15 protein-coding genes are annotated in these 17,465 nt (G+C 39.7%); 12 read left to right on the top strand and 3 right to left on the bottom strand.

The genetic code is table 11. The features are described from left to right. The first annotated feature begins 261 nt into the window (after positions 1-261). Complete coding sequence (locus ACQKN2_RS02525) at positions 262-1,455, top strand: DUF4097 family beta strand repeat-containing protein (protein WP_427413551.1); 1,194 nt, start codon at positions 262-264, stop codon at positions 1,453-1,455. 60 nt (positions 1,456-1,515) lie between these two features. Here the strand turns inward: ACQKN2_RS02525 and ACQKN2_RS02530 are convergent, their stop codons facing one another. Beyond that, on the bottom strand, positions 1,516-1,650 hold the full coding sequence (locus ACQKN2_RS02530) for a hypothetical protein (protein ID WP_427413552.1): 135 nt from the start codon (positions 1,648-1,650) through the stop codon (positions 1,516-1,518). 428 nt (positions 1,651-2,078) lie between these two features. On the opposite strand from ACQKN2_RS02530, the gene ftsE reads away from it, so the two are divergent. From ftsE to ACQKN2_RS02570, 8 genes are all read left to right on the top strand, one after another. Beyond that, positions 2,079-2,765, top strand: a complete 687-nt coding sequence (gene ftsE / locus ACQKN2_RS02535) for a cell division ATP-binding protein FtsE (RefSeq protein ID WP_427413553.1) — start codon at positions 2,079-2,081, stop codon at positions 2,763-2,765. Beyond that, the gene (gene ftsX, locus ACQKN2_RS02540) at positions 2,755-3,639 is read left to right on the top strand and encodes a permease-like cell division protein FtsX (RefSeq protein ID WP_427413554.1); all 885 of its coding nucleotides are present in this window, start codon (positions 2,755-2,757) and stop codon (positions 3,637-3,639) included. Before ftsE ends, ftsX begins: the two co-directional genes overlap by 11 nt. A gap of 78 nt (positions 3,640-3,717) precedes the next feature. Continuing rightward, positions 3,718-5,055, top strand: coding sequence for a murein hydrolase activator EnvC family protein (locus tag ACQKN2_RS02545; protein ID WP_427413555.1), 1,338 nt, complete (start codon positions 3,718-3,720; stop codon positions 5,053-5,055). A 315-nt stretch (positions 5,056-5,370) separates the two neighbouring features. Further along, positions 5,371-6,012, top strand: a complete 642-nt coding sequence (locus tag ACQKN2_RS02550; protein ID WP_427413556.1) for a hypothetical protein — start codon at positions 5,371-5,373, stop codon at positions 6,010-6,012. Beyond that, complete coding sequence (locus ACQKN2_RS02555; RefSeq protein ID WP_427413557.1) at positions 6,009-6,596, top strand: redoxin domain-containing protein; 588 nt, start codon at positions 6,009-6,011, stop codon at positions 6,594-6,596. The genes ACQKN2_RS02550 and ACQKN2_RS02555 overlap by 4 nt, the downstream gene beginning before the upstream one ends. A gap of 1,617 nt (positions 6,597-8,213) precedes the next feature. Then, the gene (locus ACQKN2_RS02560) at positions 8,214-9,659 is read left to right on the top strand and encodes a S41 family peptidase (RefSeq protein WP_427413558.1); all 1,446 of its coding nucleotides are present in this window, start codon (positions 8,214-8,216) and stop codon (positions 9,657-9,659) included. A 204-nt stretch (positions 9,660-9,863) separates the two neighbouring features. Then, the gene (locus ACQKN2_RS02565; RefSeq protein WP_427413559.1) at positions 9,864-11,045 is read left to right on the top strand and encodes a PDZ domain-containing protein; all 1,182 of its coding nucleotides are present in this window, start codon (positions 9,864-9,866) and stop codon (positions 11,043-11,045) included. Further along, positions 11,045-11,266, top strand: coding sequence for a DUF2198 family protein (locus ACQKN2_RS02570; protein ID WP_323645505.1), 222 nt, complete (start codon positions 11,045-11,047; stop codon positions 11,264-11,266). The genes ACQKN2_RS02565 and ACQKN2_RS02570 overlap by 1 nt, the downstream gene beginning before the upstream one ends. Before the next feature lie 70 nt (positions 11,267-11,336). Here ACQKN2_RS02570 and ACQKN2_RS02575 read toward each other — a convergent pair whose 3' ends face one another. Next, complete coding sequence (locus ACQKN2_RS02575; protein ID WP_427413560.1) at positions 11,337-11,663, bottom strand: AzlD domain-containing protein; 327 nt, start codon at positions 11,661-11,663, stop codon at positions 11,337-11,339. Continuing rightward, a complete protein-coding gene (locus ACQKN2_RS02580; protein ID WP_427413561.1) occupies positions 11,660-12,391 on the bottom strand; it encodes an AzlC family ABC transporter permease in 732 nt (243 codons plus the stop codon). Before ACQKN2_RS02580 ends, ACQKN2_RS02575 begins: the two co-directional genes overlap by 4 nt. 124 nt (positions 12,392-12,515) lie before the next feature. Here ACQKN2_RS02580 and ACQKN2_RS02585 point away from each other — a divergent pair, with 124 nt between their 5' ends. From ACQKN2_RS02585 to addB, 3 genes are all read left to right on the top strand, one after another. Beyond that, the gene (locus ACQKN2_RS02585) at positions 12,516-13,067 is read left to right on the top strand and encodes a helix-turn-helix domain-containing protein (RefSeq protein ID WP_427413562.1); all 552 of its coding nucleotides are present in this window, start codon (positions 12,516-12,518) and stop codon (positions 13,065-13,067) included. 11 nt (positions 13,068-13,078) lie between these two features. Continuing rightward, positions 13,079-13,702: a TVP38/TMEM64 family protein gene (locus tag ACQKN2_RS02590; RefSeq protein WP_427413563.1), complete on the top strand. Its 624-nt coding sequence runs from the start codon at positions 13,079-13,081 to the stop codon at positions 13,700-13,702. Positions 13,703-13,955: 253 nt separating this feature from the next. Then, positions 13,956-17,465 carry a helicase-exonuclease AddAB subunit AddB gene (gene addB / locus ACQKN2_RS02595; RefSeq protein ID WP_427413564.1) on the top strand — a complete coding sequence of 1,170 codons (3,510 nt, stop codon included), beginning with the start codon at positions 13,956-13,958 and terminating at the stop codon, positions 17,463-17,465.

A 17,465-nucleotide genomic window follows, 5' to 3' on the forward strand; every position in this document is an offset into this window, starting at 1 on the left:
ACGAAGGCTAAAAGCATCACATCCTGTGATAACGCCTTCGTGACCAACATCGTGTTGGCCCGAGACCCTGGAGCGAGCTTTGCGAGTGAAGCGGCTCATCGGACGCCCCCAGGAAAGCGCCCAGCCGGAACGGAAATCAACCACACGTTATGGTAATGAGCCTAAAATAAGATATATTCCCAATTTTTCGTTTTTTGGTGAAACTTTTCACAATGTGTTTCGTATAAATAATATAACGAACTGAGGGAGGCTATTTTAATTATGCAAAATGAACGTCAACGAATTTTAGAACTTGTGGAAAAAGGAACAATTTCAGCGCAAGAGGCGATTACATTATTAGAAGCATTAGAGCAACCTAGCAAGTCCACTCAACATGTTATGAATGATGTGTCAAATGAGGGCCAGCATTCCCCAACAGAAAAAGAGTCAGTATTTAAAGATGAAAGTCATAAGAGTGAACAACCGCAAAAAGATGAAGAATTCTCTAAGTATTTCCAAGAAGACATGCGAGATTTTCGTAAAGATTTAACACAAATCGGTTCACTTTTTATGGATATGATGAATACGGCAGTAAAAAAGGTCAAAGAATTTGATGTAACTTCTCCATTTGGTGATAAAGTTGAGTTTACACATACGGAAGAAGTTGCAGCTGAACATGTAGAAAATATAATTGCTGAATTACCGAATGGCAATTTTTCCTTAGAAACCGCTGAAGGAGATAGCTTCCAAGTCGTTTGCAAGGTAAAGGCACCTCTTGTTAATGATAGTGAAGAGGAAACTCGTGCTAATTTCCTAGAGCAATTCGTTGTCAAGGAAGATGGAGATTCACTGCGAATTTTAAGTCAACTTAAGCTTGTGCAAGTAAATGTGAAAGTCCTTGTTCCAAAGGATAAATTAGAAAAATTATCAGTGCGTTTAATGAACGGAAGTGTGACTTTACAAGATACGGATTTCGAGCATTTAAAAGTAAAGACATTAAACGGTGCGATTAAAGGCTCTAAGTTTAACTTTGGAAAGGCAGAAGTGGATTCTTCTAATGGTTCCATTGAACTAACAAATGTTCGTGGTAAAGATTTAGAGGCTGAAACAATGAATGGCCGTGTCTATTTAGATGGCGCATTGGATGAAGTTGAAGCAAAATCGGTTAATGGACATGTTGTAGTCACAACATGTTCTACTAATTCATCGAAAATCAAAGCTCAAACAGTCGCAGGAGCTGTTGAATTGTATGTACCACGTACAATCTCGTTAAGCGGTAAAATTGTTACGAATTTTGGTAAAGTAGATGTGGGTATTCAAGATGTCTCGAAAATTGAATCACAGGATCAATTTTTATCAAAAGTAATACGTTTTGATAAAGAAGTAGAAAATGCTAATCGTCTATTTATCGAAGGTGAGTCTAAAACAGGTGCAGTTTTAGTACGCTATACAACGACTGACGAGCAGCATGTTTAACTTCTTTCAGCAAATATATTTTGTACCGAAAGCGTAGCGACAGGTACAGAAGTCTCCCCTCTATAGGTGGCTAGATGAATGCGAATTTAAGCTACTGTTCAGGGGTGTTCCAACACCTGCTGAAATAGAGGAACTCAGTCTAAGAACGCCACGTCCTGTGGCAATGACTGAGTGACCAACATCACGTTGGCCCAAAGCCTCCGGCGGATGTCACAGAATCGGAAAGGAGTTCTTAGGGGATGTTAGCCTAAAATCATCGCATCCATGCGATATCGGCTAACTGACCTGCATCGTGCAGGCCTAAGCACAAAGCCGATTCTGGACGCAATTATGCCGAGGCATAATTGATATAAAAAAAGCATTCAAGCTATGTAAACTAACATAGCTTGAATGCTTTTTTACTGCTTAAAAACTTTAGATAAGCAGAAATCGACTTTCCTCTAATGGGCTCGATTTCTGTTTTTTTTATATGTCGAGTTTTAACACATTTATGGCAAACAGATAACGAAATAGCAGGAACTACCATGGAATGAAATGAAACTGTAATGAAAAAGGTAGAATTAGAGTGTTATAATAGGTAACGAAATACCTCTTACAAGGTAAGAGATTTAGGTGGTTTAAATATGATAGAAATGAAAAATGTGACAAAGAAGTACCCAAATGGTGTTGTTGCGACAAATGGGATTTCCGTTAACATAAAGCAAGGTGAATTTGTCTACGTTGTAGGTCCAAGTGGAGCAGGGAAATCTACATTCATTAAATTAATGTATCGCGAAGAAAGAGCTACTTCGGGAGTAATCACTGTTAATGGTATAGATTTAGCTTCCTTGAAAAATAAAAAAGTACCTTTTTTACGTCGTCAAATCGGAGTGGTTTTCCAAGATTTTAAACTTCTACCTCGTTTGAATGTTTATGAAAACGTAGCGTTTGCTCTAGAGGTAATCGAGGAGGAACCAGTGGAAATTCGCCGCCGGGTTATGGAGGTTTTAGAGCTTGTAGGACTGAAGCAAAAGGCTAGAATGTTCCCTAATGAACTGTCAGGTGGAGAACAGCAGCGTGTTTCGATTGCACGATCGATTGTGAATGTGCCGAAGGTCGTTATTGCGGATGAACCTACTGGGAATCTTGACCCTGAGACGTCTTGGGAAATTATGAATTTATTTGAAGAAATTAATGCGAGAGGTACAACTATAGTAATGGCAACACATAACCGTGAAATCGTAAATACGATTCGTCGTCGAGTAATTGCAATAGAAGGCGGAATGATTGTCCGTGATGAGCACGGAGGTGACTACGGCTATGAAATTTAATACGGTAAAACGTCACTTCAGAGAAAGTTTAAAGTCCCTTGGCCGTAATAGCTGGATGACTATTGCTTCCGTAAGTGCAGTTACAGTTACATTAATATTAGTAGGCGTCTTTGCGCTTATTATGATGAATTTAAATAAAGTAGCATCTGATTTAGAAAACGATGTTGAAATTAAAGTGTTAATTGATGAAACAGCAGGTAAAGCTGATGAAAAAGCGCTCATGGAAAAAATTAAGAAATTGCCAGATATCGAAGAGATGACCTATTCGACAAGGGAAAATGAATTAACCAAATTAGTAAAAGATTTTGGGGACGATTTTAAACTATTTGAGCAAAGTAATCCATTACGTAATGTTATTTATGTGAAGGCTTCAGATCCTCAGCAAACAGCTACTGTTGCTAAAACAATTGATAAATTTAATTATACATATGACGTTATGTATGGTGAAGGCAAAGTAGAAAAGCTGTTTAACTTCTTAAATATTAGCCGTAACGTAGGGGTCGTGCTTATTATAGGATTATTATTTACAGCGATTTTCTTAATTTCTAATACGATTCGAATTACCATTATTGCACGTCGTGATGAAATAGAGATTATGAAACTTGTCGGAGCAACGAATTCATTCGTGCGTATCCCGTTTTTATTAGAAGGAATGTGGCTCGGAATTTTAGGTTCTATGATTCCGATTGCGGTCATCGCAACCCTTTACCACAATGTATATAAAATTATTGCGCCTCGATTAAAAGGCGAACTTGTTCAAGTACTTGATTTCTCACCTCTTGTGTACCAAGTAAGCGGTCTACTATTACTGATTGGTGTGCTAATCGGTATTTGGGGAAGTTTCATGTCAGTACGTAAGTTTTTAAAAATTTAGTTTCGTTAAGCTTCACACTAAGTTATGTGAGGCAGAACGAACATCAACCAAATTTATAGTCGAAAAGGAGTTCAACCGGTGAAAAGTATGGCGAAAAACTTAATGAAATTACTAGCTGCATCATCTGCACTATTTCTTTTTATCCAAACTCCATCAGCTTATGCAAATAGTTTATCGGATTTAAAAGATGAAAAAAGACAAATTGAATCAAAGAAAGATGGCTTAAATTCATCCATCCATAATAAATCAAATGCTATTACTGTAAATGAAGACAAGCAACAAAAAATATTAGATCAAATTCAAACATTAAATGCTGAAATTGATAAAACAAATAGTAATATTAAAAATGTATTAGCAGAAATTCAATCTACAAATAAAGAAATAAAAGCTTTAGAAGATGATATAGCAGAGCTTCTGCGTAAAATTGAAGAACGTGACTTATTATTAGAGGATCGTGCTCGTGCTATTCAGGCTGGTGGTTCCGTTAGCTATTTAGATGTACTACTTAGTTCTAATAGCTTCGTAGATTTTATCGATCGATTCTCTGCTGTCAATGCTTTACTAGAAGCGGATCGTCAAATTATCCAAGATCAAAAAGAGGATAAGCAAAAGTTAGAGGAACAAAAGCAAATCTTAGAAAGCAAACGCCAAAAGCTCGAAGATAAAAAAGCTGAGCTTGATCGTTTAAAAGCATCATTGAATGGACAAAAAACTGAGAAAAACAAATTAATCGATCAATTAGAAAAAGAACAAGCAAAGCTGAAGACTGAAAAAGTATTGCTTGAGAAAGAATATTCTGAGGCTCTTGAGATTAGTGCGGATTTACAACAAAAAATCATTCATGAGCAAAATCGATTAGCTGAAATTGCTCGTCAACAAGAAGAGAAACGTAAGGCAGCAGCTGCTGCAGCCGCTGCCGCAGCAAAATCATCTAATTCAAGTAATTCAAGTAGTTCAAGCAATAATAGTGGCGGAGGGTCTTCAACAGTCGAAGCCCCACCATCGAATGGTACATGGATTAAGCCAACAAATGGTCGTTTAACATCACCTTATGGCTGGCGTAATATTGGCGCAGGTCCAGAATTCCACTATGGAGTCGATCTTGCAAATAGTACAGGTACTCCAATTTGGGCAGCTGCTGAAGGTGTTGTTTCTTATGCTGCACCACTTAGCACGTATGGTAATGTTGTTATCGTAACACATTCTATCGACGGTCAAATTTATACAACAGTGTATGCACACTTAAATTCTTTCAATGTTAGTGTTGGTTCAGAAGTATCCCAAGGTCAACAAATAGGAACAATGGGTATGACTGGACGCGTAACAGGACCTCACTTACACTTTGAAGTGCACATCGGCGCTTGGCAAGGACAAGCAGCTGGAAGTGTGAATCCATTAAAATATATTCCGGTATAAACATATTGCAAGCTATACATTAGGGTACCTCTAATGTATAGCTTTTTTTTGCTTTCTTCATTTTTTATAGTAACAAATATACGCCCGGTTTAAGTTGGACCTAGCGTTATGTAGAAGCCTTTTCCCTAGTGTGGCACCATTTTATGTAATATAATTACAGTGTGAATACCTTGATGGGTATTTCAATAAAAAAGATCATCAAAAGTTTATTTTTTGCATGTTTCAGGGAGATTTTTTGAACACAGTGTGAAATGACAGTTCATATATAGAATATATGCTATGCTGAATCTATCTTTTTTGTGGAGGATTTTTTAGGTGAATAATACAGAATGGTTCTCTATTCGGGCACTAACATTACCAGCAACGGCTGTTGCTCTGCTTGTGACATTTTTCATTGTATGGCTCGTTTTACGGATACAATTTTCGAAGAAATGGGCGGGGGTATATGGAGACGCAGTTTTTACCTTTATTCTCGTTTGGAAATTTAGCATAATTGTCACTGATTTTAAAGCTGTTATTGAGCAACCGTTTGCGCTACTTTATTTCAATGGTGGAACAATTGGAGTCTTTTTAGGAGTAATGGCAGCATCGCTACAGCTTTGGTGGAAGCGCCAAAAAATTCATTTTGACGAAACTGGAATGGCTGCTTGTAGCTGGGCAATCATTTTAACGCAATCGATCTATCAATGGCTTGTAGTGTTACTAAATGATAATCAAATCAATAGCGAAGTGATTACTTTACTTGTGCTAAGCACACTAACAGTCCTCATACTATGGAAAATAACGGCTATCAAACGTGCATTATTTTTATATACGTTTGGTCTTATGATAGTGGCCTTCTTTCAGCCACATGGTTTATGGCAACCGGCTGTAGGGGTGAGCAGCATATTACTTATCGTAGGTATAGGGATTCAACGCTTTGCTGGCGTAACTAAATTATTTGGAGGTAAGAAATGAAAAAAAATATTGGACTACTTATCGTCGTGTTATTAGTAGTCGCGATGATTGGTACATATGTTAAACAACAGATTGATAAAGATCGTGAAATTGAAACAGCTTCTCTAGGGAAAGAAATGGATGAACGAAAGATTGGATTAAAAAATGGAGATACACCACCGGATTTTACTTTAACAGGTTTGGATGGCGAAGATGTGACATTAAGTGAGCTTCGTGGAAAAAAAGTCGTGTTAAACTTTTGGGCAACATGGTGTCCACCATGTAAGGCAGAAATGCCACATATGCAAAATTATTACGAACAATATGCAAAAAAAGATAATGTAGAAATAATAGCTGTCAATTTAACAGAGGCTGAGCGAGATGTTACAGAGGACGCAAAAATAGATTCTGTCATGACATTTAGAGAAAGTTTCGATTTAACATTCCCTATTTTACTCGACCAGAAAAACTCAGCCGGTTTAGCCTACCAAGTAATAACGATTCCTACAACCTATTTTATTGATTCAAATGGATATATTCAACGAGCTATTAAAGGGCCGATGAATGTGGAAATGTTAAAAAGCTATGTAGATGCAATGGACTAAGCAAAAAAAAAATTTCAAAGAATCTGCTCGTTTGCTGTAAGAAACGAAGCAGATTTTTTTATATGAATATATTCTTGTTTATCGATTACACGCGATTCGTGAATGGATACCCGCGGAAGGAAGGGAAATACCCGCGAATGGCGAGTGAATACCCGCGGAAGGAAGGGAAATACCCGCGCTTGGAGGTAGAATACCCGCGGAAGGAAAGGAAATACCCGCGAATGGCGAGAATACCCGCGGAAGGAAGGGAAATACCCGCGAATGGAGGTAGAATACCCGCGGAAGGAAGGGAAATACCCGCGAATGGCGAGTGAATACCCGCGGGAGGAAGGGAAATACCCGCGAATGGCGAGTGAATACCCGCGGGAGGAAGGGAAATACCCGCGAATGGCGAGAATACCCGCGGAAGGAAGGGAAATACCCGCGAATGGCGAGTGAATACCCGCGGGAGGAAGGTAAATACCCGTGCTTGGAGGTAGAATACCCGCGGAAGGAAAGGAAATACCCGCGAATGGCGAGAATACCCGCGGAAGGAAGAGAAATACCCGCGAATGGCGAGTGAATACCCGCGGAAGGAAGGTAAATACCCGCGCTTGGCGAAGATACCCGCGGAAGGAAGGCAAATACCCGCGAATGGCGAGTGAATACCCGCGGGAGGAAGGGAAATACCCGCGAATGGCGAGAATACCCGCGGAAGGAATGCAAATACCCGCGAATGGCGAGTGAATACCCGCGGGAGGAAGGTAAATACCCGCGCTTGGAGGTAGAATACCCGCGGAAGGAAAGGAAATACCCGCGAATGGCGAGAATACCCGCGGAAGGAAGAGAAATACCCGCGATAGGAGGTAGAATACCCGCGGAAGGAAGGTAAATACCCGCGAATGGCGAGGATACCCGCGGAAGGAAGGTAAATACCCGCGAATGGCGAGTGAATACCCGCGGGAGGAAGGGAAATACCCGCGCTTGGCGAAGATACCCGCGGAAGGAAGGTAAATACCCGCGAATGGCGAGTGAATACCCGCGGGAGGAAGGGAAATACCCGCGCTTGGCGAAGATTCCCGCGGAAGGAAGGTAAATACCCGCGAATGGCGAGGATACCCGCGGAAGGAAGAGAAATACCCGCGGAAGGAAGAGAAATACCCGCGAATGGCGAGTGAATACCCGCGGAAGGAAGGTAAATACCCGCGATTGGAGGTAGAATACCCGCGGAAGGAAGGTAAATACCTGCGAATGGCGAGAATACCCGCGGAAGGAAGGGAAATACCCGCGAATGGCGAGTGAATACCCGCGGGAGGAAGGGAAATACCCGCGAATGGCGAGGATACCCGCGGAAGGAAGGGAAATACCCGCGAATGGCGGTAGAATACCCGCGGAAGGAAAGGAAATACCCGCGCTTGGCATAAAATACCCGCAAATAACAAAAGAATACTCACGCTAGGAAATGCAAATCCCCTCAATCCGCAATAGAATACCCGCGCTACGAAATAGAAAACCTGAGATACACAATAGAATACTAGCGAAACAAAAATCATAGGATTCAACAAAGTGTTTTGAAGATTAATCTTGTATGTTTGAAAAATAAAATTCATACAGTAGAAGAGACGGAGGAGGGAAGGTTTGCGCAAAATAATGGCGGGTGTTGGCGTACTTGCTAGTAGTCTATTGTTAGGGAGTGGCATTTATTTTGACTGGTTTAATTTAGGGGATAAAAAGGAACCGGTCGTTACAGAGGCTGATTCGATTAATGAAGCGATGAATTTAATTGAGGAAAAATCTGTATACAGTACGAAAAAAGATGCATTGGTGGAAGGGGCACTTCGTGGTATGGCAGATGCTATTAAGGACCCTTATAGTACCTATTATTCGAAGGAAGAGGCGGAACAGCACCGACAAATGTTAGCTGAGGAACGAGTGGGTATTGGGATTGAGCTAACTGAAAATAATGGGAAATTTATTGTTGTGTCTCCAGTCCGTTCGTCCCCAGCAGATAAGGCAGGTATGCGCTCTCTCGATGAAATTGTACAAGTTGATGGCACTCGAGTGGAAGGGAAAAAGATGAGTGAATTAATGCATTTAATTCAAGGGGAGAAAGGGACGAAAGTAACGATTGTCGTCTATCGTCCAAGTGAAGATAAACATATTAAAATGACGATGGAACGAGCAGCAATTTCCAATAAGACAGTGACGAGCGAAGTAGTGAACGTAGAAAATACGCCAATAGGTTATGTGGAAATTTCGATTTTTGGTGAGAAAACGGCCAATGAATGGGTTGCTGAAACGAGTAAATTACTTCGAAAAGATATAAAAGGGTTAGTGATTGATGTGCGGGATAATCCAGGTGGTTATTTACATAGCGTCGCAGCGCTACTAAGCACAGTGTTGGAGAATGGCAAAGTGTTTGCCTATATGCAAAATTCTGAAGGCGCTATGGAACCATTAAAAACGGAATCAAAAAGCTTTGACGAAAAATATTTGCAGACTATGTACAAAATACCGATCGTTGTTTTACAGAATGCGGGCAGTGCATCTGCTAGTGAAGTGCTTGGTGGCGCTTTAAAAGGATGGGGACGTGCTTCCCTTGTTGGTGTTAAGAGCTTTGGAAAGGGAACAGTACAGGAGTCTTGGTCTCTGAAAAATGGTGGAGAACTTAAATTGTCCACAAATAAATGGCTGACGCCAAAGCGCGAATGGATTCATGGGCAAGGGATTGAGGCTAATTTAGTGATTGAACAAAATGAATTATTCGCTTTCCAGATGCACCCACTATCAGGCAAGTTTAAAGAGGGCGATATGAGTGAGGAAATTGCTTATACGCAAAATGCTTTGAAAAAGCTTGGTTATAAAATTGCTCGTTTAGACGGTTACTTGGATGAATCGACGAATGAGGCTGTTAAGCTTTATCGAGATGATAAGAAATTGAAAAAAGCAGAAGAGAATATTAATATGGACACTACCTTCTTTAACAGCTTAAACGAAACGTTGAAAAAATATAAAGAGGATCGTCAAAATGATGTACAGTTCCAAATGGCGACAAGCTTTTTATTGCATAATATTGAAGAATAAAAAATAGTAGATAGTTTGATTTGGGGATATAGACTGATATTTTGGTCTCATATCCTCATTTTTTATTATTATAAACTGGGACATCCACCAAAATGACGAAAAAAATAAGAATAGAAGTCTTTCTTCTAGTTTGTACTACGCAAGAGTGTAGTCGTTTGATACAATAAATTCATAGTATTCTAGATAGAAACGGCGGGTGTTCGTATGGTTAGTGATATATTAATAGAAATTGTAACAGCGATTGGCCGCTTTTTAATCAACCCATTAATGTATATCGCAATATTATTTGCGATTTTATTAGGTTATAGGCGTGTAAAGCAGGAGCGTAAATTTTTTAATAGACGTATTATTTGGGGTTGGACAGAGCTAATGGGTCAATGGAGATATGGTTGGCTATCTGCCCTCCTTATTTCACTAGTAAGTGTTGGTTTAGGTTTAACGTTGCCAAAAGCTTTTATTATGATTTTAATCGCTATTTCTGCATTGGCACTATTATTGTACTTCGTTAATGCCCTTTCACCTATCTATACGATGGGGTTTGCGACGTTAGCGATATGGTGGATGTATCAATTCGATTGGACATTTTCTTGGTGGAACATCTCTTTAGAAGGTGTAAATTTATTAGATGGCTCCATTATAACGATTACGATTTTAGCAGGTCTATGTGTGATTGCGGAGGGCATGTTAATTCGTCGAACAGCAATTATGGTCACGACGCCGCAAGTTGAAAAGACGAAGCGAGGTATGCAGGCAATTGTCTATCGTTCAAGAAATGTATGGGTACTACCAATCTTCTTTGTAATACCTGGTGATGTTATTCCGGTAGATTTTCCATATTGGCCACAATTCACATTAGGAGAGAGTACCTTTTCACTTGTACTATTCCCAATTGTTATTGGCTTTTCAAAGCTTACTAGAAAAGAATTACCGACTTTGCAATTGCCTAAAATTGGCCGATCAGTGCTAATGCTAGGACAGGTAATTTTAATAGGTGGACTCGCAGCTGCCTTGGAGCCATTCATCGGCTTTATAACGCTAGCAATTGGTGTAGTAATTCGTATCATAATTTCAATCTTCTACGCGCTGCAAGATAAAACGGACATTTATGCGGTTGCCCCAAGTTCAAAGGGCGCTATTATTGCGGCAGTGTTACCTGATTCACCAGCTGAAAAAATGGGCTTACTGGCAGGGGAATGTATTCGTAAAGTAAACGGTCATGCTATTTTTACTGAAAATGATTTATACGAGGCTTTGCAATTAAATGCTGCACATTGTCGTCTAGAAGTAGTAGATCGTAACAATGAAGTACGCTTAACACAGCATGTTATATATAGCAATGATCATTATCGTATTGGATTATTACTAGCTGAGCCGAGGGATATATAATGGATGTTTTCGGGAAAATGATGTTAGCGTTATTTTTACCAGCATTACTCGTATTATTGTTTACTCGAATTACGTTTAATCGGTATGTTGCGTTAATATTGGCCATTGCGCTTATTGCGGCATCTGTCTATGCAGGTTATACTTCGCCGCCTATTATATTCGTTATCGATGCATTTTCGTTAACAGTAGGCTTTTGGCTAGCAAGTAAAATGAAAAAATAAAGGTATAGTTTAAGTGAATAGAAAAGGTCAGTCTAAAGTGATAGCTATCTCACTTATAAGACTGACCTTTTTACATGAAAAATCTTACGGCTGCCATTATGAAAACCCCTGCTACAACTGTAATAGATAAGCTTTTGGTAACAAGTGCAATCATAAGCGTTGGCACAAATGTAATAAATACAGGCCAATTAAGTGTAACAATTTTTCCGTTTTCGGTATCCAATAAGTTTTCAATGACAAGGGCACTCAAAATACAAACTGGGATAAAGCTTAACCATTTTAATACAACGTCTGGTAGCTTCACACTTCGGACGAATATAAACGGAATAATACGCGGTAGCCAGGTTACAAGTGCACAGCCAATGATGAGCCATACCATAGTAGCAGTTGTCGTCATTTATCTGTCACCACCCCTATAGTTGCTACAATCATTGTTGAAAGAAGAACAGCCACATGCGAAGGCACAATATAAGAAAGACCATACATAATGACAACCATATAGCCGATTAACATAAGATAATGCATTATTTTACTTTTGCCTACACTACTAAGCTGGAGAACAAGGAGTGCCACAAACATGGCAATCAATGCGAAATCTAAGCCCCATTTTTCAGGGTTTGCTACCCACTTTCCCAAATAGGCGCCAGTTACACAAGAAAGAATCCAAAATGAGTAGGCAGTTATATTTAGCCCATCCATCCATTTGCCATGTAGCTTACCGGTTTGCATTTGCTTCGTAACAGCTACACCAAATGTTTCGTCCGTTAATAATGTGCCGAAACCAACATTTCTTAGCAAAGAATAACGTGTAAAATGAGGAGCTAATGTTAAACTCATTAGTAAATGGCGTAGATTTACAACAAAAATGGTTACAATAATAGCAGAGGCAGGGCTATTTGTTAAAAGAAGTGCACAAAAGATAAACTGTGCGGAGCCTGCATAAATAAGTATAGTTAAAAGTGCAATTTCGAGTACAGAAAGTCCAGAAGCGGAACCTACAACACCGAAAGCGAGTCCTATGCTAATATAACCGAGTAAAGTGGGAATACAATCTTTCACGCCTTGTAAAAAGCTATCGTCTGGCGTGTTTACCGTTTCATTCCGAAAATCAGTTGTACTTGTCATAAATAGATCGTCCTTTCTTAAAAATTTCCATGTATACTAATGATGGAATAGTTTGATAGTTCTTAATGTTTATTAAAGTATACATATGTCTGATAAAATAAACAATAGAAATTGGTGAATTAAAATGGAACAAATGAGTCGGAATTTAGCCTTTCAATTAAAAAAGATTCGACAACAGCGTCATTTAAGCTTAGACGATGTTGCCAAGGCTACAGGTGTAAGTAAAGCGCAACTTGCACAAATTGAAAAGGGAGAGGCAAATCCTACAGTATCAACGATTTGGAAAATTGCTGCGGGATTGCGCATTTCATTTTCTTCTTTACTACAAGCACCGACAGCACATTTCATGAAATATAGTAGTAAGGATGCGCCACATGTAGATGAAGATGAAGGTCGATATCGTGTGTATTCCATTATTCCTTATAATCCTGAACGTGGCTGGGAGCTTTATAAGATTGAAATGGAGCCCGGAGCCTTTAGCAGGAGTGAGGCCCACACAGAAGGGGTAGAAGAAACTGTAACTGTTATTCAAGGACAAGCCATTATTTCTGCTGGAGAGATGCATGAATTACTGGAAGAAGGGGATACACTAGTATTCTCAGGACATCAGCCCCATGAGTATAAAAATACTTCGGAAAAGTTAACGGTTTTACATTTAATTTTGCAATATAAATAGAGGTGTCGAATTTGAGTGAATGGTTTACTGTAGATAATATCGAGAATATTGCGGCACAATATCGAACGCTTGGCCCGATTATGGGATTATTATTACCTTTTATAGAAGCGTTTTTACCGTTTTTACCTTTGGTCGTGTTCGTTATTGCTAATGCGAGTGCATTCGGTTTATGGTTAGGTTTTTTATTATCCTGGTTAGGGTCTGTAGCGGGGTCATATGCAGTATTTTTGCTTGTCCGAAAGTTTGGTAAGCATCCAAAGCTTCGTTTTGTTACAGGTAGTAAAAAAGTACAGCAGCTAATAAAATGGGTAGATATGAATGGTATTAGTCCCTTGTTCGTCTTACTTTGTTTTCCATTTACACCCTCAATCATTGTAAACATTGTAGCGGGCTTATCTCATATTCATAAAAAGTTTTATTTAGTGGTGTCAATGGCTGGGAAGTTCGTTATGATTTTAGCAATGAGCGTGCTCGGTTACGATTTAAAAGCGCTCCTAACAAGCCCTGTAAGACTGATTGTAGCGGCAGTTGCGATTGTTCTGCTTTGGTGGATCGGCAAGTTTATAGAGAAACGATTAAACGCGCGTGTAGAGAAAGATTTAAAACAAGCGCGAAAATTGACGAAAAATCATTAACGTTGAAAGTTGAATATGCACAACTTACCCCTTTTATCATGTAAAATGAGAGAAGGGGTTTTTATTATCTTCCTTAATAAAGGTAAGACAATGCTCGAGTAACATGAAGTAGAGCTTAGATAAAACATTTAAACGCGTAGTTAGAAGCAAAGCACTGGATCAATGCGAAAACCGCTCAGGTTGAATAGCAGAGCCCAGGTGTTTACAACTATCACTTCTTATAAATAGATAATTAACAGGAGGGGAAAAGTACATGACATTGCGTATTGTATCAGGACGTTCAGGAACAGGTAAATCAACGTTTATTCATCAAGAGATTGTCGAACAACTAAAATCGGATCCGTTAGGTCATCCAATTTTTGTAATTGTCCCCGACCAAATGTCGTACTCAACGGAGTATGAGCTAACGAATAAGCATGGCTTGCAAGGTTTAATTCGTGCGCAGGTTATGACATTTAAACGATTGGCATGGCTAGTGTTACAGGAAACGGGTGGTATTGCTCGAAAAGAAGTAAATGGCTATGGCTATCGAATGCTGATCCGTAAACTTTTAGAGGAACAAAAAAGTGAGTTTTCGTTATTTCGACAAGCAGCTGGGAAACGAGGCTTTACAGAAGAAATTGAAACGTTATTACGAGAGTTTAGTCGTTATAGTGTAAATAGTTCAGTGTTAGCTGAAGTAACAACATCTTTGAAGGCCATTGATGCGCCTAATACATTGCAAGCAAAGGCGAATGATTTACAAGTCGTTTTACAAGCTTTGGAGGAACGATTGGGCACGACGTATGTCGATAGTGAGGGGTATTATCCGATTTTAACGGAGCATCTGAAATACTCTGAGACGATGAAGCAGGCGTCTATTTATATAGATGGTTTTACAGCATTTACTGTAAGGGAACTAGAGCTTGTAAAAGAATTATTAAAGGTGACGAAACAGGTAACGGTAGTTCTTCCCTTTGACCATATTGACGAAGTGTATGATGAGCAATCTTTATTCCATGAAGCCGCTTCTACGAACCAACGTTTACACGACATTGCTTATGAAGAAGGTGTTGAAGTTGAAGCACCATTGCACTTCTATCATACTCATCGTTTTCAATCTGTGGATTTACAGCATATGGAAGCTGAGTTTGCTGATTTGGTACCTCAGACGAAAGAAACTTCAGGTGATGTAATCGTACTTGAAGCATCTAATCGACGTGCTGAGATACATGCCATTGCCCGGGAAATAACAAAGCTGACAAGGGAGACGGGGTATCGTTATCAAGATATAGTACTTCTTTATAGACAAGCGGAAGTCTATGATCCGCTTATTACAACTATTTTTCAGCAATATGAAATTCCTATTTTTACGAATACGAAAAAGACGATGTTACATCATCCTTTAATTGAGCTTAGTCGGTCGGCTTTAGAGGTTATTACTTCTGATTGGAAATATGAGCCAGTTTTTCGTAGTGTGAAAACAGATCTATTTTTCCCGTTACATTCCGAGTTAAATGTTTGGCGAGAGCGTGGGGATCGTTTAGAAAACTACTGTTTAGCACAGGGTATCTTTGGTGAGCGCTGGTTTGAGGAAGCTCGCTGGTTTTTTAAAAAGTATCGTGGACTTGAATTCCATTCACGCGTACAAACGGACGAAGAACGTGCTATGCAAGCAGAAATCGAGGCTATTCGCGATGAAGTTCGTCAGCCGCTCCAATTAATGCAGGACAAGTTGAAAGAAGCGACAACAGGCAGAGATGTTGCGACAGCTTTATTTGAGCTGATTGAGCGTTTACATGTTTATGAAAAGCTTCAAGCAATGAAAGACCGTGAACTTGATCGAGGTGATGCGTTAGCTGCAAGTGAGCATGATCAAGCTTGGAAAGAATGGATTGCAGTGCTCGACCAGTTTGTTTATATGTTTGGTGAGCAGGAGATGTCCGTGGAAGAAGCGGCTAAAATTTTAGATGAGGGCTTTGATACGTTAGAATTTTCGCGTATTCCGCCTACATTAGATGAGGTCATGGTAGCGACCGTTGAATTAGCCCGTTTATCGAATATAAAAGTCGCTTTTGTCTTAGGAATGAATGATGGGGTTTATCCAACCCGTATGGAGTATGAGGGATTGCTGTCAGATACTGAACGTGAGTGGTTTAGTCAAATTGGTTACGAGCTTGCGCCAACATCTAAAAATCGTTTGCTGCAGGAAAATTTCTTGCTATATCGTGCTTTAACGACGCCATCCGATAAATTATATATGTCCTATTCAACGGCAGATGAAGAGGGTAAGGCCTTATTGTCTTCACTCTATATAAAGAAAATTATCGGCAATGATAGAACGGCTGGCCTTTTGAGTGGTGTCAAGGTCGAACGAGTGGTCATTGATCCAATTGAATTACTTGATGAAAGTGCTTTACCGTATATACGTCATCCGCGTACAGCTTTAGCGCATTTAATGGTGCAAAAACGCCAAGCTGAACATAGCCGCGAGCTTGCTCCTGAGTGGGTAGCTTTGCAAAAGTTTTATAAACAGGATCCTTATTGGGCACTTATTTATGATCGAGTTTTACATCCAATCACTCATAAAAATGAGGCAGAGCCTTTAGAAAACTACATTACGCAAGAATTATATGGTCAAAAGCTAACATCTAGTGTGTCTCGTGTTGAGAAGTTCTTCCGTTGTCCATTTTCGCATTTTACAACGTACGGACTTCGTCTAGAAGAGCGGGCAGAGTATAGGTTAGAAACATTTGCAATGGGCGATTTATTCCATGAGGCATTGAAATGGATTACTGAGGAGACACACCGTTTGCAGCTATCATGGATACGTTTAACAAAGCAGCAAATTAAACAATTAGCACGACAAGCCGTTGAGCAGATTGTACCGGTGTTTTCACATCAAATCTTACTGTCAAGCGCACGTTATCGCTACATTCAACGCAAGCTTATTCGGATTGTCGAGCGAACAATGACGGCACTTACACAGCATGCAAATGTATCTCACTTTAAGCCCATCGCCATTGAGGCATCATTCGGACCGGGACAAAATGAACAGCTTCCACCGCTTGAAATTGATTTAACAGGTGGTAAGAAAATGTTAATGCGAGGTCGTATTGATAGGGTGGATAGTGCGTCTATTGATGACCGCTCTTATTTACGGATTGTCGATTATAAATCATCAGCTCGTGATTTAGATTTGAATGAGGTTTACTACGGTTTATCTCTTCAGGTACTAACGTATTTAGATGTAGCGATGGAAAATTCCTCTTACTGGCTACCAGGTGAAGCGGAGCCGGCCGGGGTTCTTTATGTACATGTCCACAATCCAATGCTAAAGCTTGATAAGGATTTAAGTGACAGTGAAATTGAGGAAGACCGATTAAAACAATACAAAATGAAAGGTCTTTTGTCAGAAAATGCGGAGGCCATTTTATCGATGGACGAGCAATTAGAGGAATCGAGTGGGCATTCGAAAATTATTCCTGTCTATATGAAGAAAGATGGGACACCATCAGAATCTCAGTCACGGATTGTACCTGTTAATGATATGAAAAATCTACAGCATTTTGTACGGCGCAAGCATCAAGAGGCTGGTAATGGGATTTTAGCAGGGGATACCTCTATTAGTCCGTATAAACTGAAATCAAAAACAGCCTGTGACTACTGTCAATTTACAGCTGTTTGTCAATTTGACCCATCTGATGGCAAGCAAAGCTACCGTCAGTTACAGCAAGCAAAACCGAATGATATCGTTGAGATAATTCGGAAGGAGATGAAGTAA

This window comes from Lysinibacillus sp. NPDC093688 (assembly GCF_050280145.1).
Classification (GTDB): domain Bacteria; phylum Bacillota; class Bacilli; order Bacillales_A; family Planococcaceae; genus Lysinibacillus; species Lysinibacillus xylanilyticus_B.

What these genes read in the sequence shown, in the direction of transcription:
- ACQKN2_RS02565 (WP_427413559.1), top strand. Translation starts at nt 9,864, where the DNA reads ATGGTTAGTGATATATTAATAGAAATTGTAACAGCGATTGGCCGCTTT.
- ACQKN2_RS02525 (WP_427413551.1), top strand. Translation starts at nt 262, where the DNA reads ATGCAAAATGAACGTCAACGAATTTTAGAACTTGTGGAAAAAGGAACA.
- ACQKN2_RS02575 (WP_427413560.1), bottom strand. Translation starts at nt 11,663, where the DNA reads ATGACGACAACTGCTACTATGGTATGGCTCATCATTGGCTGTGCACTT.
- ACQKN2_RS02555 (WP_427413557.1), top strand. Translation starts at nt 6,009, where the DNA reads ATGAAAAAAAATATTGGACTACTTATCGTCGTGTTATTAGTAGTCGCG.
- ftsX (WP_427413554.1), top strand. Translation starts at nt 2,755, where the DNA reads ATGAAATTTAATACGGTAAAACGTCACTTCAGAGAAAGTTTAAAGTCC.
- ftsE (WP_427413553.1), top strand. Translation starts at nt 2,079, where the DNA reads ATGATAGAAATGAAAAATGTGACAAAGAAGTACCCAAATGGTGTTGTT.
- ACQKN2_RS02570 (WP_323645505.1), top strand. Translation starts at nt 11,045, where the DNA reads ATGGATGTTTTCGGGAAAATGATGTTAGCGTTATTTTTACCAGCATTA.
- ACQKN2_RS02585 (WP_427413562.1), top strand. Translation starts at nt 12,516, where the DNA reads ATGGAACAAATGAGTCGGAATTTAGCCTTTCAATTAAAAAAGATTCGA.
- ACQKN2_RS02580 (WP_427413561.1), bottom strand. Translation starts at nt 12,391, where the DNA reads ATGACAAGTACAACTGATTTTCGGAATGAAACGGTAAACACGCCAGAC.
- addB (WP_427413564.1), top strand. Translation starts at nt 13,956, where the DNA reads ATGACATTGCGTATTGTATCAGGACGTTCAGGAACAGGTAAATCAACG.